This is a genomic window from Pandoraea sp. B-6 (assembly GCF_000282835.1).
Classification (GTDB): Bacteria; Pseudomonadota; Gammaproteobacteria; order Burkholderiales; family Burkholderiaceae; genus Pandoraea; species Pandoraea cepalis.
The window spans coordinates 4,295-25,227 of sequence record NZ_KB290518.1; the positions used below are offsets into that span (position 1 = coordinate 4,295).

Consider the following 20,933-nt stretch of genomic DNA (forward strand, 5'->3'; position numbering starts at 1 on the left):
GCCGACGACCGCGCCGCCGATGGTGCCGGCGGTGCTGCCGCCGGTGGCTTCGTGCCCGATGACCCCGCCCGCGGCGGCGCCGCCCAGCGTGCAGCCGACGAGGGACGAGCCCATCGCGAGTGCCGTGATGACAACGAGAATCGACTTCGTCGTATTCATGATGCGTCTCCTGAAGCATGAGGTGGCCGTGCGACCCGCAACGACGTGAATCCAGCTTAGATGGCACGCGTTTCGCGGACTATCGGTCGCGGCTGAATCGACTGTAGGAATCGGACGACAGGGGATGACCGGCAGGATGCGGAGCATGGGCGGGCAGAAACGACGAAGGCCGCACAGCGTGCGGCCTTCGTCATGCATCTGGTGGGGCGTGAGTGACTCGAACACTCGACCTACGGATTAAGAGACCGCTGCTCTACCAACTGAGCTAACGCCCCGGTGCTGCCGGGAACAAAAAAGGCTGCACGCGGCGCAGCCTTCGCTGTCGTACTTTGGTGGGGCGTGAGTGACTCGAACACTCGACCTACGGATTAAGAGTCCGCTGCTCTACCAACTGAGCTAACGCCCCGATGCTACCGGGAATAAAAAAGGCTGCACGGCGTAGCAGCCTTTTTCAGAATTCGTTTGGTGGGGCGTGAGTGACTCGAACACTCGACCTACGGATTAAGAGTCCGCTGCTCTACCAACTGAGCTAACGCCCCAACGAGACCGAGATAATATCGGCTCTTCCGTAAGGGGTCAACCCTTAATGGTGAAAATCCGCAAAAACGACTTATGTCAGGAGGGGTACCAGCTCGAACGCCAGCACGGCAAGCACCGCGCCGACGACAACGAGTAGCGAGCGCCAGCACATTCGAACGGCGCCTTTGCAGGGCATGGCGCCGACAGCGATCGCGCCGAATGCGGCGATCGCAAACATGCTCATGAGTTCCGCGTTGGAAAGGTGGGGCACGATCATCGCCGGTCTCCCTGCCGCTATTGCGCGAGTCAAATCATGTTTCAAGTATAGAAAACGGCCCCGTCCAAGCAAAGCGGCGCGGCAACCGGGATTTCCCCAGTGGCCGCGCCGCGCGTTGTTGCGATGCGATCTGTCCGAAACGTTCGATTCACTCGATCCAGGCGCCGCAAACGATCCTCAACGTTATTCGGGCAGATCGAGAATCAGCACGATCGTCCATGCGTCGTCGCCCTCGTGGTGGTACTGACGCTCCACCACGATAAACGGTTGCTTCTTGTCGCCTTGGCCGAGGAACAGCACGTCGCCTTCGGCTGGCATGCATTCGATCGGCGGCAGCGCGAGAGGGGTGCCCTTGGGGACGAGTTTTTCGGCCTTCTTCGCTGCGCGTTCGGTCCACTCGATATCGAATTCGATCTGACTCACCGGATGATCCTGTCTATGCAAAATGAAACGGCTGCATGGTAGCACGCAGCTTGCGCGACTCAAGAAAAAAGCCCGCGCCTTGGGCTGGGCGCGGGCGAAGGTCCCATGCGCTCGCGGGAGCGCATGGCGACAGGAGAGGCGCCCGTGGGGAAACCGTCGGTGCCCGCCCAACCAGAGGGGAAGTGCTCTGGACGAGCGGGCGTGCCGGTTGCCCGGTCAGGCTCAGGCGCGTGCCTGTCGGCGGGACAATACGAGGTGACGCAACACAGGCTGGCGATGCCGTCCTGCCTGTGTGCGTCACGTCGTGCTGCCGGGGTACGGCAGCACGACGAGGGACGGCGCGTGCGGCGCGGCTCGGAGGGAGGCTGAGAGCGGCGACCGACGCTGTCGATTGAGCGCTGCGGCGTGCCGCGATGCTCAGCGAGGGCTCAAGGCTTACGGATTCGAGTACTTCATTTCGCCGTTCTGGCGTGCGCGCACGAGATCGTCATACACCTGGGCGCGCGTCTTGCCCGGCGCTTGATTGGGCTGCATCGTGGCGAGCACGGGATACTCGTAATCGTTCTGCGGAATCAGGCCCTGCGCGCGGGCATCGACCAATTCCTGGCGAACCTGCTCGCGCGAGACCTGCGAGGTTTGCGACACCCACGCGAATTGTGAACCCTCGGGATAGGCATCGCTGCTCCGACCCGCCTGTGCGAAGGCGGCTCCGGCGGCGGTGACCATCAAGACCGACATCAGGGCTGAGGCGATGTGCTTGCGATTCATGACGTTGACTCCTGTCTTTCTCAGTTGCGGGGGCGCGCAATGCATCGGTACCGGCGTTCGCTTTCGTAGGCTTCGGTATGCGTTGTGTGCGACCGTTGAAGACAGTCTAGGCGTCTGGCTATCACGGAAAAATGGCAATTGAGGGAATAAATACTTCCGGGAATCGCAACAATGCGCGACGTGCGCCCAAAAAAAACGCCACCCGCAGGTGGCGATCACGACGTGGCTGCGATGGCTGCGGGTGTTGCGTTCAGCGCGTCGCGATGACGACGGCGGCGCCGGCCATCACCGTGCCGGTCGCGCGATTCAGACGTCGCACGGCGCGCGCCGAACTGAGCAGTCGGCGCGCGCGGGCAGCGAGCGCGATGTAGCTGCCGAACACGAGCGCGAGAACGCTCAGCGTAACGCCCACGATTTCGAGGTAGCCGAGCGCTGTCACCCGTTGCAGATCGAGCAGATTGGGCAGCAGGGCGAAGTAGAACACGACGACCTTCGGGTTGCCCATCGTGACCGACAGTCCTCCGAGAAACAGACGCCACGATTGCTCGCGCGGCGCGGCGGCCATCGGTTCCGCGGGCGCGGTGACCGGTGCGTGCCACATCTTCCAGGCCAGGTAGAGCAAGTAGGCGGCGCCGGCGTATTTGATCGCGAGAAACACGCCCGCGAAGGTATGGGCCAGTGCGGCGACGCCCAGCACGGCAAGCGTCAGCCACACGACATCGCCGATCGCCACGCCTGTTGTGAACGCGATGGCGCCCTGCGTACCGCGTCCGAGCACGCGCGCCACAATGGCCGCGATGCCCGGCCCGGGCGTGCCGGCGCCGACGAACAGGGCGAGGGCGAACGTAAGTAAAGGGGTCCACTCCATCTCAGTGTTTCCTCGCGATTGAGACGTTCAGCGTTGTCTGGAAACGTGCCGACGCGCGCGCCTCGACGGGGGCTCCTGTGCGCTCATTTGCACACAGAAATGCCCACTCAGGCGCCGAGCCAAGGCAGTCCACGAAAGCACCAGCCGCTCACCGTCTTTCGATGGCCGGTCTTGTCCTTGTCGCCCTCGAAGCCTTCGAGAATGTCGAACGACTGCGTGTAACCGGCTTCATAGGCGACCTTGGCCGCGGCCTTCGAGCGGGCGGCGCTGCGACACAGGAACAACAGCGGCGTGGTCTTGTCCGGCGTCTGGGAAGCGAGTTGCTCGAGGAAGTGTTCGTTGGGCACGCCTCCTGGGTATCGAACCCATTCGACGTTGGCGTATTGACCATCGGGTACCTGCGGGCGGCCGACCCAGTCGAGTTCGGCGCGCGTGCGCACGTCGATCAGGCGAACGTTGGCATCGGCGCCAAGCAGTGCCAGGGCTTCGTCCGGCGTCACGGCGCCTGCGTAGGCGAGCTGAGCGCTCGCGCGGCGTTGGGAGGCTTGCTCGAGAATGGCTTTGGCGCTTGTCATGGGGCTGTGATCTCGTTGAACGATGATTGTGCTTTATTCTAGCGTGCCCTTCGTGCGCGAGGCGCGTTACGTGTTGCGTGGCATCGGGATTGGCCGGCGCGCAGCCAGTGTTTGGCCGCGCGTGATGGCGGTGCAGGGCGACGCACAATTTCGGTTCGCGCCGATCGGTGGCGGGCACCAAAAAAGTGCATAATCGCAAAATGCACCAATGCAGTGATGTTTCGGTGCGCGTTGCACCGAATCGGGGAATTGTGGCCCGTGAGCGGGGATTCCAGGCTGGACGCACCAGAATGGAATATTCGCTTAGAAATCAGAGGGCGAGGGTCAGGGAGGGCAGGGTGATGGGTTGTTGGCACGCTTCCTGCTTATCACTGGCGAATCCGAACACGGAGTTCGTTAAGACGGTACGGCGACGCGGGCGATAAGCGCCAGCAGCGCCAGATTGAATCTTTCGGGAGATAGCATGAGCAAATCTGTGGCAGATGTGATGAATCTGGTTAAGGAAGAAGACGTCAAGTTCGTCGACTTCCGCTTTACCGATACGCGCGGCAAGGAACAACACGTCTCGGTGCCGGTGTCGCACTTCGACGCTGACAAGTTCGAGAGCGGCCACGCTTTCGACGGTTCGTCGATTGCTGGCTGGAAGGGCATCGAAGCCTCGGACATGCTGCTCGTGCCGGACGCGAACACTGCCTATATCGACCCGTTCTACGAAGAAAACACGCTGGTGCTGACCTGCGACGTGATCGAGCCGGCCGATGGCAAGGGCTACGACCGCGATCCGCGTTCCATCGCCAAGCGCGCTGAAGCCTACCTGAAGAGCACGGGCCTGGGCGACACCGCCTTCTTCGGTCCGGAGCCGGAATTCTTCATTTTCGACTCGGTGCAGTGGAGCACGGACATGTCCGGCTCGTTCGTCCGCGTGAATTCTGAAGAAGCCCCGTGGTCGTCGGCGAAGGACTTCGAAGGCGGCAACACCGGCCACCGTCCGGGCGTGAAGGGCGGTTACTTCCCGGTCGCACCGGTCGATTCGTTCCAGGACATGCGCTCGGAAATGTGCCTGTTGCTCGAGCAACTGGGCGTGCCGGTCGAAGTGCACCACCACGAAGTGGCGGGTCAGGGCCAGAACGAAATCGGCACGAAGTTCTCGACGCTGGTCGAGCGCGCCGACTGGACGCAGATTCTGAAGTACGTGGTGCACAACGTGGCACACAGCTACGGCAAGACGGCAACGTTCATGCCGAAGCCGATCGTGGGCGACAACGGCTCGGGCATGCACATCCACCAGTCGGTCTGGAAGGATGGTCAGAACCTGTTCGCCGGTAACGGCTACGGTGGTCTGTCGGAGTTCGCGCTGTATTACATCGGCGGCATTATCAAGCACGCACGTGCCCTGAACGCGATCACGAACCCGTCGACCAACTCGTACAAGCGTCTGGTGCCGCACTTCGAAGCACCGGTGAAGCTGGCCTACTCGGCCCGTAACCGTTCGGCCTCGATCCGCATTCCGTACGTTGCCAACCCGAAGGGTCGCCGCATCGAAGCGCGCTTCCCGGATCCGATGGCCAACCCGTACCTGGCCTTCTCGGCCATGCTGATGGCGGGTCTGGATGGCGTGCAGAACAAGATCCACCCGGGCGAAGCTGCCGACAAGAACCTGTACGACCTGCCGCCGGAAGAAGACGCAAAGATCCCGACCGTGTGCTCGAGCCTCGAACAGGCGCTGGAATACCTGAACGAAGACCGCGAGTTCCTGACCCGTGGTGGCGTGTTCACGGATGGCATGCTCGATTCGTACATCGCGTTGAAGACGGACGAAGCGCGTCGTATCGCCATGACCACGCACCCGCTCGAGTTCGAACTGTACTACTCGCTGTAATTGAATCGCTGCGCAGGGAATGCGCCGGCATGACGGAACGCCAGCGGCCGACCGTCATGCTCGACAGGCAAGGGGGATGGCCGCGGCCGTCCCCCTTTTTTATCCGCAGCGCGCATTCGCCACGTAGCCAGCCATGAACCTCTCGCCTCGATCCTTAATGAACAGTGTCCGTGCCGGTGGGAAAGGGCAGACGAAGCGCGCCGAGCACGCCGCTGCCGCGGAAGATCCCCATGCCGCCGAGATGACCCCCGACGCCGCCGGCCATACGACTGCGTTGCCGCCGGGCGTCGATCCGTGGGAAGCCAGGCTCGCGGCGACGGGCGTGTTGCCCGGTCTCGAAGCGTTGCCGACCGTCTTGCTGGTGCTTGAGAAGCAATCACTGCGTGTCGTGTTTGCCAACCCGGCCGCCGAGGCGCTGCTCGCGCTTTCGCGCCGTTCGCTGTCGCAAATGACGTGGAACGACGTCTTCACGAACGGCGAGGTGCTCGCGTCGACGATGGCCGATCTCATCGCCAACCGCTTTCAGACGACGCGCCTCGATTTGGTGCTCGAGCGCACCGCGCAGGAGCCTCTGCACACGCATGCGATTGTTGCCGCCCCCGAGGCCGCCCCCGATTTCGTGATCGTCGAGCTGATCGAGAACGAACAGAAGATCAAGAACGAGCGTGAAGAGCGCATCATCGATCAGGCGCTGATGAACAAACAGCTTATCCGCAACCTGGCGCACGAAATCAAGAACCCGCTGGGCGGGATTCGCGGCGCGGCGCAGTTGCTGGAGTTCGAGCTGGATCAGCGTGAGCTGCGCGAGTACACGCAGGTCATCATCAAGGAGTCCGACAGACTTCAGACGCTGGTCGACCGCCTGCTCGAGCCGCACCGTCATCCGTTCATTGCCACCGACGTCAACATCCATGAGGTATGCGAGCGCGTGCGGTCGGTGGTGCTCGCCGAGTTTCCGCAGGGGCTGTCGATCGAGCGCGACTACGATGTGAGCCTGCCCGACTTTCGTGGCGACAAGGAACAACTCATTCAAGCCCTGCTCAACATCGTGCGCAATGGTGCCGAAGCGCTGCGCGGGCAGATTGCACGCGGCGATGCGCGCATCGTCCTGCGCACGCGAGTGGCGCGAAAGATCACGATTGCCAAACGTTTGCACAAGCTGGCATTGGAATTGCATGTGATCGACAACGGGCCAGGCATTCCCGCCGACATTCGTGACCGCATTTTCTATCCGCTCGTCTCCGGGCGCGAAGGGGGGAGCGGTCTGGGACTCACACTGGCGCAGTCGTTCGTGCAGCGCCACGAGGGTTTGATCGAATGCGAAAGCCGGCCCGGACGGACGGATTTCCGAATCCTGCTGCCCCTGGGCTGAAGCGGCCCTCACGCCGTCGGCCGTAGCACCTGCGGCCGGGCATAGACGTTAAACGGTGAACAATGAAGCCGATCTGGATAGTAGACGACGACCAATCGATTCGATGGGTGCTCGAAAAGGCGCTCTCGCGAGCCAATCTGCCGGTGCGCAGCTTTACCGGTCCGCACGAAGCCAGCGCGGCACTCGAACACGACTCGCCGCAGGTGCTGGTCTCGGACATCCGCATGGCGGGCGGCTCCGGGCTCGAACTGCTGCAGACGGTCAAACAACGACATCCCGGACTGCCGGTCATCATCATGACGGCGTTCTCGGATCTGGATAGCGCCGTCGCGGCCTTTCAGGGCGGTGCGTTCGAATATCTCGCTAAGCCGTTCGACGTTGATCGCGCGGTCGAGCTGATTCTGCGCGCGGTCGAGGAAAGCCTGCGCGAGGCGACGGACGACGAACGCATCACCGAAGAGCCGGAAATTCTCGGGCAGGCGAGCGCCATGCAAGACGTGTTCCGAGCGATCGGTCGTCTCTCGCATTCGAGCGCCACGGTGCTTATCACCGGCGAATCGGGCTCCGGCAAGGAACTGGTCGCGCGGGCACTGCACCGCCACTCGCCGCGCGCCGGCGGGCCATTCATCGCGCTCAACACGGCGGCAATTCCGAAGGATCTGCTGGAATCCGAACTGTTTGGCCATGAGCGCGGGGCGTTCACCGGTGCGCAGGCCACGCGGCGCGGGCGCTTCGAGCAGGCCGAGAGCGGCACGCTGTTCCTCGACGAAATCGGCGACATGCCACTCGATCTGCAAACGCGTTTGCTGCGCGTGCTGTCGGACGGTAATTACTACCGCGTCGGCGGCCATAGTCCGATCAAGGCGAATGTCCGCGTGATCGCGGCCACGCACCAGAATCTGGAAGATCGTGTGCGGCAGGGTCTGTTTCGCGAAGATCTGTATCACCGACTGAATGTGATTCGCTTGCGTTTGCCGTCACTGCGCGAGCGCAATGAGGATATCCCGCTGCTGGTGCGTCACTTCCTGCAGAAGAGTGCACGCGATCTGGGCGTCGAGACGAAACGCATCAGCGAGGCCGCGCTGGCGCATCTGACGCGCTTCCCGTTTCCGGGAAACGTGCGTCAACTGGAAAACCTGAGCAACTGGCTGACGGTCATGGCCCCGGCGCAGACGGTGGAGATCAAGGATCTGCCGCCGGAGTTCCAGACGCTGGCAGCGGCGCCAGGGACCGGGGTGGGGGCGTCGGCTAGCTTGCCTGCCTCCCCCGCCGCGACGCCCCAGGCGGCAACCGGGACCACCGCCCCGGTGCCGGCCATCGCGGGTTATGGCGGCGTAGACGCGGGGCTGTCGGCTGTCGGCGGGATCGCGGGGGCTGGCGGGGCCGCTGCGGTCGCGGGCAATGTCGGCGCGACGGGAGACGGCACCGGAGCGGACAGCTGGGAGCCGCTCTTGCGCCGCGAAGTGGCGCGCCTGCTTCGTTCTGCGTCGCCCGACGTGATGGATCAATTGACGCGCCGGTTCGAGACGGCGTTGATCAACGAGGCGCTCGACTTCACGCGCGGACGCAAGGTCGAGGCGGCAAGCCGCCTTGGCATCGGCCGGAACACCATCACGCGCAAGATTCAGGAACTCGGGCTGGAAACCTGACGCCAATCACGGTAGGCTCCCAGGTTTGACGATTCGGCCACAAGGGAGCATTACCATGGCAAGACGCATCCTGTTGACGGGTGCCACCGGGCAGGTGGGCTGGGAGCTGGCACGCAGCCTGCAGGGTTTGGGCGACGTTCACGCTCCCGGGCGCGACGAGATGGACCTGCTCGACACCGACAGCGTGGTGCGCACCCTGCGCGACTTCTCACCGGATCTGATCGTCAATCCGGCGGCCTACACGGCGGTCGATCGTGCCGAGACGGACGAGGCCGCCGCGTATCAGGTGAACGCGGTCGTGCCCGGCATCATGGCCGAAGCGGCCAAGCGCACCGGCGCACTCGTCGTTCACTTTTCCACTGACTACGTCTTCGACGGTACGTCTTCCACGCCCTATCGCGAGGACGAACCCACGAACCCACAGAACGCGTACGGCCGCACCAAGCTGGCAGGCGAAGCGGCCATCGCGGCGAGCGGTGCGAATCATCTGGTGCTGCGCACGAGCTGGGTGTATGGAGCGCGCGGCGCGAACTTCCTGCTCACCGTTCAACGACTTGCCCGCGAGCGCGACGAATTGCGGATCGTGGCCGACCAGCACGGGGCGCCGACGTGGTGCCGCACGATCGCCGAACTGACGTCGCAGGTGTTGGTGCAGGGGTTCGGACGGAACGGAGGTGATGCCGACTTCTGGCGCGAACATGGCGGTTTGTACCACCTGACGGCCGCAGGGCAGACGACCTGGCACGGGTTCACCGAAGCGATTCTCGACCTGAGCGCAGCGCAGAAGCGTCCGAACGTTGTGGCGATTCCGACTTCTGCCTATCCATTGCCGGCCAAGCGCCCGGCGTATTCGGTCCTCGACAACGACAAGCTCGCACGGACTTTCGGCGTTCGCGCGCCCGACTGGCGGGCCGCGCTGGCGCTCTGCCTGGGCTGACACGACCGTCCCGCCTGACGGGCTCGAGCACCAAATCGGAAATTCCCCGGCGCGCAGGGCCGCATTCCTTCGGCAATATGGTGGCTTTTTGCGCGCGCCCATGAGCGCGCGCCAAGGAGTGACGCATGATGCCGGTTCAGAGCGGGATATCGGGTGGGGCCCAAACATCCGTCGCTGCCCGCCCGATCGAGGGCGGTATTGCAAGCGACCGCGCATTGACGTCGTCCGAACTGGCGGCACGCAGTGCGCCGCCGCCCGACGGGCTGCGCCACGCGGTGCTGCGCGCGAACGCGGACGAGCGTCGCGTGATTTCACTGCAAGTGGCCTGGCTGGCGCACAGGCTCGACGGGAGCGCAGGGAGCGCCGATGCCGCGGTTCGATTCGCGAGCGATACGACCCCGCTTGGCGTGTCGTCCGCCGAGAGCGCCGACTTGCTATTCGACAAGAGTGCGCTGCGGCAGGCATGGCGCACCCGCTTCTCGCATCTGCTTGACGGCGCGCGGGTCGGCGCGGTGGCGCGCGATCTGGTGAAGTGGTGCGCGGCGCCCGATGGCCAGACCGCGGTCGTCCCCCGATGGCACTGGCTGTCGTCGACCGATGACGCGACTTCCGATGTGCAGGCCTGCGCGCGTTTGCCCATGCATGAATGGCCGGTTGCCGTACTGAATGTCGCGCTAACGCTGTCGAATCTGCGCAATGCCGTGCTGCCTGATCTGTCGATGCCGAACGGCGACTTGCGCGGCGTGATCGCGCCGGGCGCTCAGTTTGGCGGCGGACAGTTCAGTGGGACATGGTGGACCGGGGCATCGTTGGCGAACGCGGGGTTTGCGTATTCGAACCAGGTCAATGCCGACTTCGACGGGGCCGATTTGCGCGGTGCCTGTTTTCATGCGGCGGATGTGAGCGGCGCGCGGTTCGTGGCGGCCGATCTTCGTTGCGCCGACCTTCGGCACACGGTGATGTGCGGCAGCGACCTGAGCGAAGCGCGGTGCCAGGGGTTGCACTTTGCGCAGGGGCGTCTGAACGGCGCCTCGTTCCATCGAGCCAAACTGCAGCACGCGTGCTTTACCGGGGGCACCGCACATGGCGCGAAATGGATTGGCGCCAAGGCCAAACGCTCGCAATGGACGTCGGTGGCCATGCGCAACGGGCAAGCCATCGGCGCCGATCTGCGGAGCGCCGAATTCCGCCAATGCGAACTCCTTGGGTGGGACGCGCGCGGGGCAAAGCTCAATGGTGCGTCGTTCGAGGCCTGCGATTTGGGCCATGCCCGGTTCTGCGGCGCAAGCCTGAAAGGCGTGCGCATCGGGGCCGGCTGCCATCTGGCCGGCACGCAGTGGCAGGGCGCCCGGGTTCGTCTGGACGCCGCGTGGCTGCGTCGCCTGACGCCGTCCGAACTCGAAGGTGTCGTGCAATCGTTGATGACGTTCCCGCTCGATCAGCCCGCGGCGCGCGCAAGCGTTTTCATGCAACTGCTGGTCGCACTTGCGCGCCCGCCGGGCCTCATGGACAAGGGGCGCGAGATGGCCCCGCGGCTCGAGCGCCTGCCCGAGTCGGTGCAGCGCAGCGACTGGCTCGGCCGTTTGCTCGTGTCGCGCATTGAGGCGGGCGGCATTGGGGAGCATGAGGGCTTTGCCGAAGTGCGTGCGCAATGGCTTGAGCGGACCCTTCACGATCTGACAGACACGCGCTGGTCACGCGCGCGTGCGCAATGGGGTACCGCGTCGCTCATGATCGCGTTGCACCGGCACTGTGGCACGGCATCTCCGCAGGCCGTATGGCCGCTCGCCGGGGCGATGTGCCAAACCCTTTACTGGGCCGGGGGCAGCGTGGATGGGGTTGGCGATGCCCGTGCGCAGGCGCTGCGGTCCGCGTGGTTCGACGCGTTGCCGCCGCAGGTGCATGTGGCGCTTTCAGCCGATGGGGTCGACGCATTTGATGCCGCTTACGTCGTGCTGATCGGGGCAAACGGCGGGGTTGCCGCGCGTCTGCCCAGGGACCTTCTGGCGAGTGTGCTGGAGGTGAGGGCGGGTCTTCCGGCGACGGATGGCGACGTGTCCCTCGCTTTTGAGACGCTGCCGGGCTGGCGATGGCTCGGTACGCGGGTTGTCGTGCGCGATGCGGCGTCGCCCGACGATTTTGTCCCGGGCAGCATGGCGCAACTTCAGGGGCTGCTCAGGGAGTTCGGCTTTCTTGCCGGGCTTTGGCCAGTGGAGCATCCGCTCGAGCCCTTCGTCCGGCTCGTCGGGCGTTGGTTGGGCACGGGCGGAGCGAGCCGCGCCGAGGCGGCATGTCACGGGGCGTGGGATCCGTGGCACTCGGCCGTCAGCACGGCGACAAGGCCGGCCGTGCCGACGCCATTGCGTACGTCCGACCGACTCGACGCCGTGGTCAGTTCGTCGCGCTCATCGAATCATGTGCGGTTGCGGCGGGCAGGACATGCCGATATCGACGATGTTTTTCGCGAGATTCCCGTCGTCATGCCCGCTGGCGAGCCGCCGTTGAGCGTCGTCATGGCGCGGCACGTTCGATGGGTGTCTGTCGTGGCCGGACTGGGTTGGCTGGCGACCCAACCGGAATGGCGCCGGCCGTGGTCGATCGCGAAAGGCGCCTCGGTGGCGCCGTCAAGTGAGGGGGTGCCGGCGGATGAGATGAGGGCCTATCGCGATTACGCGCTCGCGGCCCTTAACGAAACCCTGCGAGGAGACGTCGCGTCGCGTAACTTGCCGCAAGCGCTGGCGCTGCGCGAATGTCTGGCCGGCGAAACGAGTTCGGTGGAACGACTGGCAGAGCGGCTGGCCGACTGGCTGACATGCCCGGAGATCGCACAGCTTCCGGGGCTGGCGCAGGCGTGCCGTCAAACGCTGCCTTGGTTCTGGGCGATCCGTCTACCGCTCCCGGCGGCGGCGATTCGTCGGTGGATGCTTTCGGGGGAGGGCAATGTCGGTGCGCCCGTCGGAATCGAAGGGGATTAATCAGGAATGAGCCGGTTTTTGCCCGATGTTTCACCGTCAGGGCATGTCGTCTTTCGTGGTAAAACGTGTTTGCACGCCAAGCGTCGCCCTTCGCGGTGACGCTTTTCGGACGGCCGGACGCGTCATGCGCCGGCCGTTGGCGACTTTTGTTGGGTGTTGGCTGCGGATGCCATTGCGAAGCGGGACTGCCCAAGCGGCGGCCCTGTGCGCTGGGATACGGGAAGGTCAACGCCCTGTTCTCAGGCAATCAAGGGTTTCATACTCTCCCAGGCATCATGGACTCGACTGGTATCGCGTCAGGCTATCCGGGGTTCGTGGCTGTGAATCGTCGCGAGCTTGACGCCCACGTTCCGCTCTCCTGGCCATTGTTCGACGCCGATGGCACACCGCTGCTGGCGGCGGGCGAGCGTTTGCCGTCCGAGGCCGATCTCGACTGGCTATTCACCACGTTCGCGCCGCACCGGCCGCTTCCCGAGGGGGCGACAACGGGCGAGGCGGCGGGGCGCCCGGAGGCCGCAAATTCCGTATCGCCGCTGGGGACGGGCGCGTCGGCCGTGTACCTGCAGGGGTTGCCGGTGCCGTTGCCGGTCGGCGCGTGGATACAGGTGCGTGTCTCTCCGGACGCCGAGCGCCCGCGCGTACGCGCTCGCCTGATCGGTCGTGCGCCCAACGGTATGCTGATCATCACGCCGCCCGCTTCGGGCGACACGCGTCGACCGGTGGCGGCGGGTGACCGGCTTGCGCTATGGACATTCCCGGGCGACAACCTGTACGAATTCAATTGCGATGTACACAGCGTGCATCAGGGGCCGTTTGACTATGTGGTGCTTTCGCGTCCTTCGCAGGTGCGCGAGACGCCCGTGCGCCGTACACCTCGCGTCGATACGCGGCTGGTGGCGCGTCTGTCGCCACTGGACGAGACGTCGCGTGTCTCGTTCACCCGCATGCTTGCCGACCCGCAGGACACACCTGAGTGGCTCGTACTCGTGCGCGATATCAGCGCGGATGGCGCGGGAATCGTGGTGAAGGCGCCGCTGCCGGAAGGCTGTCATCTCGTCGCGTTGCAGTTCCGTGTGCCGATCGGTGCCGATGTGGTGGCGATTCTCGGTATGGCAGCGGTTCGCAGCGTGGAAGGTCCGCGGGTTGATGGGACGTGGGCCTATGGTTTGGAGTTCACGCAGATGGACACGCGAAACAAGGCGGCGATTCGCTGTTTTGTCTATGAGTCGCGCCTGACGGATCCGCGCAGCGGCCAATGAACCGAAAAGCCTTCGATGGAAAAAACGGCACCTGAATCGGGTGCCGTTCGCATGGCGTGCGCGTAGCGCGCGGAGCGCAGTGCCCAGGACGTGTCGGGACGCGCGTCAGTCCTTGAAGGTGGCAATGACAGGTGTGTGATCCGACGGCTGTTCCCACGTTCGGGGTACGCGATCGATCTCACATCCGGTGCAGCGCTCGGCCAATGCGGATGAGACGAGAATGTGGTCGATGCGTAGCCCCGCGTTGCGTCGGAACGCGCCCATGCGATAGTCCCACCAACTGAACGTCTTCTCTGGCTGATCGAACATGCGGAACGTATCGCGCAGCCCGAGTCCTTGCAGACGTGCGAACGCCTGGCGCTCCTGCGGCGACACCAAATTCTGACCTTCCCATTTCGCGGGATCGTGTACGTCGCGGTCTTCGGGGGCGATGTTGTAGTCACCGAGCAGTGCGAGTCGCGGATGACGCTCCAATTCGTCGGAGAGCCAGTGCGTGAGTGCGTCGAGCCAGTTCAGCTTGTAGACGAACTTGTCCGAATCGACGGCTTGTCCATTCGGGAAGTAACCGCAGACCACGCGTACGCCGCCGATCGTTGCGGTAATCAGACGCTGCTGCTCGTCGGCAAAATTCGGCAGGTTCTTGACCAGATCGGTCGCCTCTCCCACTTTCGCGTGGTTGACGAGCATTGCGACGCCGTTATACGTCTTCTGGCCGGTGAAGTGCGATGTGTAACCGAGCGCGGCGATCTCGGTAATCGGGAAGTTCTCATCGGTCAGCTTCAGTTCCTGAAGACACAGAACGTCGACCGGGTTGCTGCGCAGCCAGTCCTGCACATGACCGAGACGAACCTTGAGCGAATTGACGTTCCAGGTGGCGAGTTGCATGAATGTCCTTCAGTGATGTTCGGCAGGCTCAGTCTTTGGGAGCCGGTTTGTCGCTGGCATTGCCGGCGGGCAACTGCGGCACCGACACGAAATCGTCGAGCGAGAGGCCCTTTTCCTTGAGCAGCGCCTCAAGCACCGGTTGCAGACGGCCGAGACTTTCCTGAACGGCTTCGCGCACCGTGTCGACCACCACCTGCGTGCTCCGCTCGATCTCGATGTTGACGCGTGTGCCGGCGAGCTTGTCTTCGAACGTCGTCATGCGGCGTGTCTCGGGAATCAGCCACACTTCGAACCAGCCTTCCTGCCGATTGACCTCCGAGACCGTCAGGCTCGCGCCGTTGATCGCGATATATCCCTTCGCGAAGACATACTTGCGGAACGCTTCGGGAATCGCGATGCGCAGCACGCGGTTGGTGTCCGACGTGCGCACGCTGAGGATGTCCGTCGAGAAGTCGATATGGCCCGAGAGCGGATGGCCACCGATTTCGGCGCCGTCCTTGGCGGCGCGTTCGACGTTGACCTGTGCGCCCGCGCCGAAGCCGCCGAGCGTCGGGACGTTCAGGCTCTGCAGAATCACGTCGAACGACGCGCTGGTGGGCGAGAGCAATTGCGTGACCGTCAGGCAAACGCCGTCGACCGAGACGCTGGCCCCGAGCGTCAGGTCTTCGCAAAAGCCTTCGGGGAACGCCAGCTCGAGGGTGCGCATGCCGTCGCGATCGTCGATGGACGAGAGCGTGGCCGTGCCTTGAACAATTCCGGTAAACATCGTGATGTCGGTAACTAGAGTCGTGGGGTGCCGTGCCGCAGTATTCTACTGCCTAGCGCCGGTATGCCGCACGCCGTGCGACGTGCTACGATGCCGCCTTTTCACGGGATCGACATGAGTTTCGAAGGTTGCCTGCTGGCGGAGGACTTTTACTATTGGGCGGAGACGTCGCCCGCGCCGGACGGGCAATACCACGGCGTGGTGCATTTCACCGGCTGGCGCGACGTGGACGACGTCATCGAAACGCTGGACCCGCCGCTGACCCACACCACGCCTGAGGCCTATCGCTGGGCGAACGACGCGCTCGAAGCCGCTCACGCGCTGGCGAAGACGTTGGCCGAAGACGGCAGCCTCGGCATCGATCTCTGAACCCCCAGAATTTCACACGGCCTGCCTGAGGGCAAGCCCACCACGGACAGCATCATGACACAGACGAAATTTGAAATTCAGAAGCGCAAGGGCTTGAAGATCGGCGCCGGCGTGCGCCGCGGCCCGCAAGGCGGCAAACAGGTCGGCTCGCAAAACAAGCGCAATGCCGCCGGCAGCAAGCTGCTGGGCGCGTTGCTCGGCACCGCTTCGGAAGACGCGACGGCCGTCGACGCTGCCGGCACGACCGGCAACGACGCGACAAAGCAGGGCGCCGACAAGGCCTGAGCGCGTCTGCTCACCCCGCGGGTCAGGGAACGATCGCCAGAAACAGGAAGGCGGCGAACAGCACCAGATGGACGGCACCGTGCAGCACGGTTGTGCGTCCGGTACCGAGCGTGATTACGCCAACGAGCAGCGTCACGGCAAGCAGCACGGTCTCCTTCGGCGCAAGCCCCAATTCGATGTGCTGATCGAGCACGAGCGAGACGGCCGCCACGGTTGGAATCGTCAGCCCGATACTCGCCAGCGCTGAGCCGAGCGCCAGATTCAGGCTCGTCTGCAGCTTGTTCGCACGTGCGGCGCGCAAGGCGGCCAGCCCTTCCGGCAACAATACCAGCGCGGCAATCACGATACCGACGACCGCTTTCGGCGCGCCGGCCTCGGCGACCGCTTGTTCGACGGCGGGAGAGAGCTTTTTCGCCAGGCCGACCACGGCCAGCAACGCCACGACCAGCAGCCCCAGGCTCAGCACGGCCGTGCGGCCCGACGGCGGTGCCACATGCACTTCCTCACTCGGCGCTTTGGACAGGAAGTAATCGCGATGACGCACTGTCTGCACGAACACGAACACCATATACAGCACGAGCGAAATCATGCCCTCGAAGGCCAGTTGCGACGCCGTGAGTCCCGGGCCGAGTACTGAGCTGGTGTAGTTCGGCAGCACCAGTGTGAGCACCGACAGGGCGCACAGCACCGCGAGCGCGGCACTCGCGCCTTCGACATGAAAGCCCTGCGTGTGATGACGCACCCCGCCGAAGAGCAGGCACAGCCCGACGATCCCGGTCGAGACGATCATGATGGCCGCGAACACCGTGTCGCGGGCCAATCCCGCCTTGTCCGGTCCTCCCGAGAGCATCACCGAGACGATCAGCGCCACTTCGATGATGGTCACGGCCACGGCCAGCACCAAGGTGCCGAACGGCTCGCCAACCTTATGGGCGACCGTTTCGGCGTGATGCACGGCGGAGAATACGGCGCCGGCCAAAGCGGCGGCACACACCGCCAGCGAGGCGCCATAGGGCAGCCAACCGGCGAGGCCGAGCACGACAAGGGCCACGATCGGCGTGTACATGGTCCAGTGGCCCAGCATGGCGGTCTTTGAGGAGGACATCGTCGGAGACTCCAGAATTCGGGGAACGGGCAGGGCGCGAGGGACAGCAGATCCAGCAACGGCGAGAACCTTGCCTCGGTGAGAATGTCGAGGCGGCGAGCCATAGTCTCAGAAAAGTGACACCCCGACAACAGACGCCATTGACACGCCACGTTGCGAGCCAGGCCATGCCGGTCTGTCGAGAGGCCCACGGACAAACGATCTTCCTCGACCACGCCGTTGATACTGCGTTCGAGTCCGTCGAGGAAGTCGAGGTCGTGAACAACGCATCCGAGCTTCGTCGCTTTGATCGCCGCGCCGCCATTGACGCGTTGGGGGCGACCGGCGTAGTGTCTCGTGCATTCCTTTTACCACCAAGCTGTCGACGGGTAACGCTGTTGCTCACTTCTGTCGCGGCACACGGAGAACTGTTTTGAAACTGCTGCGTTTCGGCCCGAAGGGGCAGGAAAAGCCGGGCCTGCTCGATGGCGACGGCAATGTGCGAGACCTCTCCGGAGTGCTGGCCGACATTACGCCCGAGACGTTGAGTCCTCAGGGGCTGGCGACATTGCGCGCGCTGGATCCAGCGACGTTGCCCGTGGTGAAGTCGCCGGGGCGTCTGGGCGTGCCGTTCTCGGGGGTGGGCAAGTTCCTGGCCGTCGGTCTGAACTACAGCGACCACGCGGCGGAAGCGGGTTTGGACGCGCCGTCCGAGCCGGTGCTCTTCACCAAGTGGGAGAACTGCCTGAACGGCCCGAACGACCCCGTGGTGCTGCCCAAGAACGCCGTCAAGGGCGATTGGGAGGTCGAGCTGGGCTTCGTGATCGGCAAGACGGCACGGTATGTACCGCTCGAGAGCGCGCTCGACTACGTGGCGGGCTACTGCCTCGTGAATGACGTCTCCGAGCGCGAGTTCCAGATCGAGCGCGGCGGCACGTGGGACAAGGGCAAGGGCTTCGACACGTTCGGTCCGGTCGGCCCGTGGCTCGTGACGACCGACGAGATTCGCGATCCGCAACAACTGGGCCTGTGGCTCGACGTGAACGGTGTACGCCGTCAGACGGGCCACACGTCGAAGATGATCTTCAGCGTGGCGTATCTCGTGCATTACATGAGCCAGTTCGCCACGCTCAAGCCGGGTGATCTCGTGACCACCGGCACGCCGCCGGGCGTCGGCCTGGGGCAGAAGCCGGCGGTGTTCCTCAAACCGGGGGACGTGATGCACCTGGGTATCGACGGCCTGGGCGAGCAGACGCAGGAAGTGCACGCTTACGACACGCGCTGGCTCGACTGAGCGTGTAGCGGATGGCTTTCCTGTCCATCGCTCAGGGCGACGGATGTCCGGCGTTCGGCCCGGAAAATTCCGTCTCGGCATAGTCCGTCGGCGCAAAGTCATGCGTGGCATGGGCTGCGCGGTTCGCTTCGCGTGCGATTGCTGGCACACTTGTCCCATTCGTCTGCACCTGTCCGCGCCACTAGCGCGCGGACGCAACTATCGAGAGACCAATGGAACGATGTCCGTGGAGCGATGGCTTCGAGCAGTATCGTCAGTATCACGACGAAGAGTGGGGGGTGCCGCTGCGCGATTCGCGCGCGTTGTTCGAGCTGTTGATGCTCGAAGGCGCGCAGGCGGGGCTCTCATGGTCCACCATCCTTAAAAAGCGCGATAACTACCGGCTGGCGTTCGATCACTTCGATCCGGTGCGCATTGCGGCGTTCGGGCCGGAGGACGAGGCTCGCTTGCTGGCGGATGCCGGGATCGTGCGCAACCGTCTCAAGATCGCCGGCGTGATCAAGGGGGCGAGGGCCTACCTGGCGATGGAGGCCGCGGGCACGCGATTCAGCGACTTTGTCTGGCAGTTTGTGGGCGGCGAACCGTTGCAGAACCGCTGGACAGCGCTTGGCGAGGTGCCGGCGAGCACCGCCGTCTCCGATGCGATGAGCAAGGCGCTGAAGAAAGCGGGCTTTACCTTCGTGGGCTCGACGATCTGCTATTCATTCATGCAGGCGGCGGGTCTGGTGAACGATCATCTGGTCGCCTGTCCGCGTCACAAGGCGGTGAAAGCGAAGGCGTTGGCGGCGAGTCAAAGCGGCAGCGTGCAAGCCCGGAAACGCCGTGTGGGCGCGTCGTCGGCTACAATCGCGCCTGACGAATCAGGATCTGCCTAATGTTCAGCTACCGCCACGCCTTTCACGCCGGCAACCACGCCGACGTGCTGAAACACTTTATCGCCGTTGAATGCATCGATTACATGCGCCAGAAGGACGTAGCGTTCTGGTACATCGACACGCATGCGGGCGCAGGCGGTTACGCGCTCGACGGCAAATGGGCCGACAAGACCGGTGAGTTCGAGACCGGTATCGGCCGTCTCTGGACGCGCGACGATCTGCCGCCGCCGCTCGCAGACTACGTGACGTTGGTGCGCGAATTCAATCCGGACGGCAAGCTGCGCTATTACCCGGGCTCGCCGTTCTTTGCGCTGCAACTGCTTGGGGATCGCGATCGGTTGCGGTTGTTCGAGATGCATCCGACCGAACAGGACGTGCTGCGCGAAAACTTCGAGGCGCAAGGGCGGGAAGTGGCACGTCGTACGATGATTTTTGGTGCCGACGGGTTTGCGGGGCTCAAGACGATTCTGCCGCCGGCATCGCGCCGGGCGTTCACGCTGATCGATCCGTCGTACGAAGACAAGCGCGATTACACGCGTGCTACGCAGACCGTGCAGGAGGGACTCGACCGCTTTCCGACGGGGATGTATGCCGTGTGGTATCCGCTGGTGCAGCGTCGTGAGGCGGCGCAGTTGCCGGAGCGCATGAAGCGGCTCACGATCAACGGGCAGCCGATCAAGAACTGGGTGAATGCGTCGCTGACGGTGTGCAATCCGGTGCCGGGCGGTATGGGCCTGCACGGTAGCGGCATGTTCATTGTGAATCCGCCGTATATGTTGCAGGACACCCTCAAGACAACGCTGCCGTATCTCGTCAAGACGCTCGGCCAGGACAAGGGCGCGCAATTCACGCTCGAAGGCCGCCAGAGCTGACACATCCGACCCGCGCGGGTCGGATTACCGCTATTGTCGCCTTCAACGTCAACGTCAACGTCAACGCCAACCCGCGGCGCTCATTTGCCGGCGGCGGGCACTTCGTACGGTAGCGACAACAGTTCGTCCGGCGCCAGGTAGCGCCATTCGCCCAACGCGAGATTGCCCATCGGCAGACCGCCGATCGCGATTCTGACCAGCCCTTCCACTCGATTGCCTGCGGCGGCGACCATCCGTTTGACCTGATGGTATTTGCCCTGCGTGATCGTCATGGCAATCTCGTGAGACGAGGCACGCATGACATCCGTCGCGGCGAGCGGCTCCGTCTCGTCGCGCAGCAATACGCCGTCGCGCAAGGCCTGCAACATGTCGTCGGTGACCGGATGCTTGGTCGTGGCCACGTACCGCTTGGGCACGTGGCGACGCGGTGACATCATGGCATGCAGGAACGCACCGTCGTCGGAGAGCAGCAGCATGCCGGTTGTATCCTGGTCGAGGCGACCGGCCGGCTGCACGCCGCGCACGGCCATCGGCAACGGGAGTAGCGAATGCACGCCTTCGTGATGCGTCGGGCTCGTGGAGCACTCGTAGCCTTGCGGCTTGTTGAGCAGCACGTAGACGTGTTCGCGATATTCCCACGGCTCGCCGTCGAGCGTGAATTGCAGACCTTGCGGGTCCAACGACTCGCGCGGATTGTCGTGCACCACGCCGTCGATGGCAAAGGCACCGGTGACAATGAGTTTGCGGCACATCTTGCGACTGCCGAAGCCCTGCGATTGCAGTAAACGATCTAGCTCGATGATGCGATCTCCGTCCGGGCATGCATGAAAAAAGCCGATGATC

Annotated in this window: 20 protein-coding genes and 3 tRNA genes; 11 read left to right on the forward strand and 12 right to left on the reverse strand. The window is 64.1% G+C overall.

What is annotated here, in order from left to right; genetic code table 11:
- Positions 1-358: 358 nt before the first annotated feature.
- The 8 genes from A985_RS0111280 to A985_RS0111315 form a co-directional block, all read right to left on the reverse strand.
- Positions 359-434: transfer RNA gene (locus A985_RS0111280), tRNA-Lys, on the reverse strand.
- Between the two features lie 55 nt (positions 435-489).
- Positions 490-565 (reverse strand) — tRNA-Lys (locus A985_RS0111285).
- Between the two features lie 57 nt (positions 566-622).
- A tRNA-Lys gene (locus A985_RS0111290) sits at positions 623-698 on the reverse strand.
- Between the two features lie 71 nt (positions 699-769).
- Positions 770-955 carry a hypothetical protein gene (locus A985_RS0111295; RefSeq protein WP_017233511.1) on the reverse strand — a complete coding sequence of 62 codons (186 nt, stop codon included), beginning with the start codon at positions 953-955 and terminating at the stop codon, positions 770-772.
- Positions 956-1,138: 183 nt separating this feature from the next.
- Complete coding sequence (locus A985_RS0111300) at positions 1,139-1,378, reverse strand: hypothetical protein (protein ID WP_017233512.1); 240 nt, start codon at positions 1,376-1,378, stop codon at positions 1,139-1,141.
- Positions 1,379-1,813: 435 nt separating this feature from the next.
- Positions 1,814-2,146 carry a DUF4148 domain-containing protein gene (locus tag A985_RS25140; protein WP_017233513.1) on the reverse strand — a complete coding sequence of 111 codons (333 nt, stop codon included), beginning with the start codon at positions 2,144-2,146 and terminating at the stop codon, positions 1,814-1,816.
- A gap of 250 nt (positions 2,147-2,396) precedes the next feature.
- Positions 2,397-3,014, reverse strand: coding sequence for a LysE family translocator (locus A985_RS0111310; protein ID WP_017233514.1), 618 nt, complete (start codon positions 3,012-3,014; stop codon positions 2,397-2,399).
- A 107-nt stretch (positions 3,015-3,121) separates the two neighbouring features.
- Positions 3,122-3,589 carry a rhodanese-like domain-containing protein gene (locus tag A985_RS0111315; protein ID WP_017233515.1) on the reverse strand — a complete coding sequence of 156 codons (468 nt, stop codon included), beginning with the start codon at positions 3,587-3,589 and terminating at the stop codon, positions 3,122-3,124.
- A gap of 463 nt (positions 3,590-4,052) precedes the next feature.
- On the opposite strand from A985_RS0111315, the gene glnA reads away from it, so the two are divergent.
- The 6 genes from glnA to A985_RS0111355 all read left to right on the forward strand — a co-directional run bounded on the left by glnA (position 4,053) and on the right by A985_RS0111355 (position 13,660).
- Positions 4,053-5,468: a type I glutamate--ammonia ligase gene (gene glnA, locus A985_RS0111325; protein ID WP_017233517.1), complete on the forward strand. Its 1,416-nt coding sequence runs from the start codon at positions 4,053-4,055 to the stop codon at positions 5,466-5,468.
- Between the two features lie 241 nt (positions 5,469-5,709).
- On the forward strand, positions 5,710-6,840 hold the full coding sequence (gene glnL / locus A985_RS0111335) for a nitrogen regulation protein NR(II) (protein ID WP_157211433.1): 1,131 nt from the start codon (positions 5,710-5,712) through the stop codon (positions 6,838-6,840).
- A gap of 62 nt (positions 6,841-6,902) precedes the next feature.
- Positions 6,903-8,489 (forward strand): nitrogen regulation protein NR(I), encoded by a 1,587-nt coding sequence (gene ntrC, locus A985_RS0111340; RefSeq protein ID WP_017233519.1) that lies wholly within the window; start codon positions 6,903-6,905, stop codon positions 8,487-8,489.
- A 55-nt stretch (positions 8,490-8,544) separates the two neighbouring features.
- Complete coding sequence (rfbD, locus tag A985_RS0111345; RefSeq protein ID WP_017233520.1) at positions 8,545-9,426, forward strand: dTDP-4-dehydrorhamnose reductase; 882 nt, start codon at positions 8,545-8,547, stop codon at positions 9,424-9,426.
- A 125-nt stretch (positions 9,427-9,551) separates the two neighbouring features.
- A complete protein-coding gene (locus A985_RS27020) occupies positions 9,552-12,401 on the forward strand; it encodes a pentapeptide repeat-containing protein (RefSeq protein WP_017233521.1) in 2,850 nt (949 codons plus the stop codon).
- A 275-nt stretch (positions 12,402-12,676) separates the two neighbouring features.
- Positions 12,677-13,660 carry a flagellar brake protein gene (locus tag A985_RS0111355; protein WP_017233522.1) on the forward strand — a complete coding sequence of 328 codons (984 nt, stop codon included), beginning with the start codon at positions 12,677-12,679 and terminating at the stop codon, positions 13,658-13,660.
- Between the two features lie 105 nt (positions 13,661-13,765).
- On the opposite strand, the gene xth is transcribed toward A985_RS0111355, so the two are convergent.
- Together xth and A985_RS0111365 are read right to left on the reverse strand one after the other, a co-directional pair.
- On the reverse strand, positions 13,766-14,545 hold the full coding sequence (gene xth, locus A985_RS0111360) for an exodeoxyribonuclease III (RefSeq protein ID WP_017233523.1): 780 nt from the start codon (positions 14,543-14,545) through the stop codon (positions 13,766-13,768).
- A gap of 28 nt (positions 14,546-14,573) precedes the next feature.
- A complete protein-coding gene (locus A985_RS0111365) occupies positions 14,574-15,311 on the reverse strand; it encodes a riboflavin synthase (protein ID WP_017233524.1) in 738 nt (245 codons plus the stop codon).
- Positions 15,312-15,425: 114 nt separating this feature from the next.
- Here A985_RS0111365 and A985_RS0111370 point away from each other — a divergent pair, with 114 nt between their 5' ends.
- Together A985_RS0111370 and A985_RS0111375 are read left to right on the forward strand one after the other, a co-directional pair.
- Positions 15,426-15,680 (forward strand): hypothetical protein, encoded by a 255-nt coding sequence (locus A985_RS0111370; RefSeq protein WP_150563603.1) that lies wholly within the window; start codon positions 15,426-15,428, stop codon positions 15,678-15,680.
- Positions 15,681-15,734: 54 nt separating this feature from the next.
- A complete protein-coding gene (locus tag A985_RS0111375; protein ID WP_017233526.1) occupies positions 15,735-15,965 on the forward strand; it encodes a hypothetical protein in 231 nt (76 codons plus the stop codon).
- Between the two features lie 22 nt (positions 15,966-15,987).
- On the opposite strand, the gene A985_RS0111380 is transcribed toward A985_RS0111375, so the two are convergent.
- Positions 15,988-17,070: a calcium:proton antiporter gene (locus tag A985_RS0111380; RefSeq protein WP_026131867.1), complete on the reverse strand. Its 1,083-nt coding sequence runs from the start codon at positions 17,068-17,070 to the stop codon at positions 15,988-15,990.
- A 412-nt stretch (positions 17,071-17,482) separates the two neighbouring features.
- Between A985_RS0111380 and A985_RS0111390 the strand changes: the two genes are divergently transcribed.
- From A985_RS0111390 to A985_RS0111400, 3 genes are all read left to right on the forward strand, one after another.
- The gene (locus tag A985_RS0111390) at positions 17,483-18,343 is read left to right on the forward strand and encodes a fumarylacetoacetate hydrolase family protein (protein ID WP_017233528.1); all 861 of its coding nucleotides are present in this window, start codon (positions 17,483-17,485) and stop codon (positions 18,341-18,343) included.
- A gap of 212 nt (positions 18,344-18,555) precedes the next feature.
- A complete protein-coding gene (locus A985_RS0111395) occupies positions 18,556-19,218 on the forward strand; it encodes a DNA-3-methyladenine glycosylase I (RefSeq protein WP_017233529.1) in 663 nt (220 codons plus the stop codon).
- Positions 19,218-20,090, forward strand: a complete 873-nt coding sequence (locus A985_RS0111400) for a 23S rRNA (adenine(2030)-N(6))-methyltransferase RlmJ (protein ID WP_017233530.1) — start codon at positions 19,218-19,220, stop codon at positions 20,088-20,090. Before A985_RS0111395 ends, A985_RS0111400 begins: the two co-directional genes overlap by 1 nt.
- Positions 20,091-20,170: 80 nt before the next feature.
- Here the strand turns inward: A985_RS0111400 and A985_RS0111405 are convergent, their stop codons facing one another.
- Positions 20,171-20,890 (reverse strand): pseudouridine synthase, encoded by a 720-nt coding sequence (locus A985_RS0111405; RefSeq protein ID WP_026131869.1) that lies wholly within the window; start codon positions 20,888-20,890, stop codon positions 20,171-20,173.
- Positions 20,891-20,933 lie beyond the last annotated feature (43 nt).

Bases quoted from the DNA above. Each gene is read 5' to 3' on its own strand.
- A985_RS0111295 (WP_017233511.1), bottom strand. From the start codon at position 955: ATGATCGTGCCCCACCTTTCCAACGCGGAACTCATGAGCATGTTTGCG.
- A985_RS25140 (WP_017233513.1), bottom strand. From the start codon at position 2,146: ATGAATCGCAAGCACATCGCCTCAGCCCTGATGTCGGTCTTGATGGTC.
- A985_RS0111310 (WP_017233514.1), bottom strand. From the start codon at position 3,014: ATGGAGTGGACCCCTTTACTTACGTTCGCCCTCGCCCTGTTCGTCGGC.
- A985_RS0111315 (WP_017233515.1), bottom strand. From the start codon at position 3,589: ATGACAAGCGCCAAAGCCATTCTCGAGCAAGCCTCCCAACGCCGCGCG.
- glnA (WP_017233517.1), top strand. From the start codon at position 4,053: ATGAGCAAATCTGTGGCAGATGTGATGAATCTGGTTAAGGAAGAAGAC.
- glnL (WP_157211433.1), top strand. From the start codon at position 5,710: ATGACCCCCGACGCCGCCGGCCATACGACTGCGTTGCCGCCGGGCGTC.
- ntrC (WP_017233519.1), top strand. From the start codon at position 6,903: ATGAAGCCGATCTGGATAGTAGACGACGACCAATCGATTCGATGGGTG.
- rfbD (WP_017233520.1), top strand. From the start codon at position 8,545: ATGGCAAGACGCATCCTGTTGACGGGTGCCACCGGGCAGGTGGGCTGG.
- A985_RS27020 (WP_017233521.1), top strand. From the start codon at position 9,552: ATGATGCCGGTTCAGAGCGGGATATCGGGTGGGGCCCAAACATCCGTC.
- A985_RS0111355 (WP_017233522.1), top strand. From the start codon at position 12,677: ATGGACTCGACTGGTATCGCGTCAGGCTATCCGGGGTTCGTGGCTGTG.
- xth (WP_017233523.1), bottom strand. From the start codon at position 14,545: ATGCAACTCGCCACCTGGAACGTCAATTCGCTCAAGGTTCGTCTCGGT.
- A985_RS0111365 (WP_017233524.1), bottom strand. From the start codon at position 15,311: ATGTTTACCGGAATTGTTCAAGGCACGGCCACGCTCTCGTCCATCGAC.
- A985_RS0111370 (WP_150563603.1), top strand. From the start codon at position 15,426: ATGAGTTTCGAAGGTTGCCTGCTGGCGGAGGACTTTTACTATTGGGCG.
- A985_RS0111375 (WP_017233526.1), top strand. From the start codon at position 15,735: ATGACACAGACGAAATTTGAAATTCAGAAGCGCAAGGGCTTGAAGATC.
- A985_RS0111380 (WP_026131867.1), bottom strand. From the start codon at position 17,070: ATGTCCTCCTCAAAGACCGCCATGCTGGGCCACTGGACCATGTACACG.
- A985_RS0111395 (WP_017233529.1), top strand. From the start codon at position 18,556: ATGGAACGATGTCCGTGGAGCGATGGCTTCGAGCAGTATCGTCAGTAT.
- A985_RS0111400 (WP_017233530.1), top strand. From the start codon at position 19,218: ATGTTCAGCTACCGCCACGCCTTTCACGCCGGCAACCACGCCGACGTG.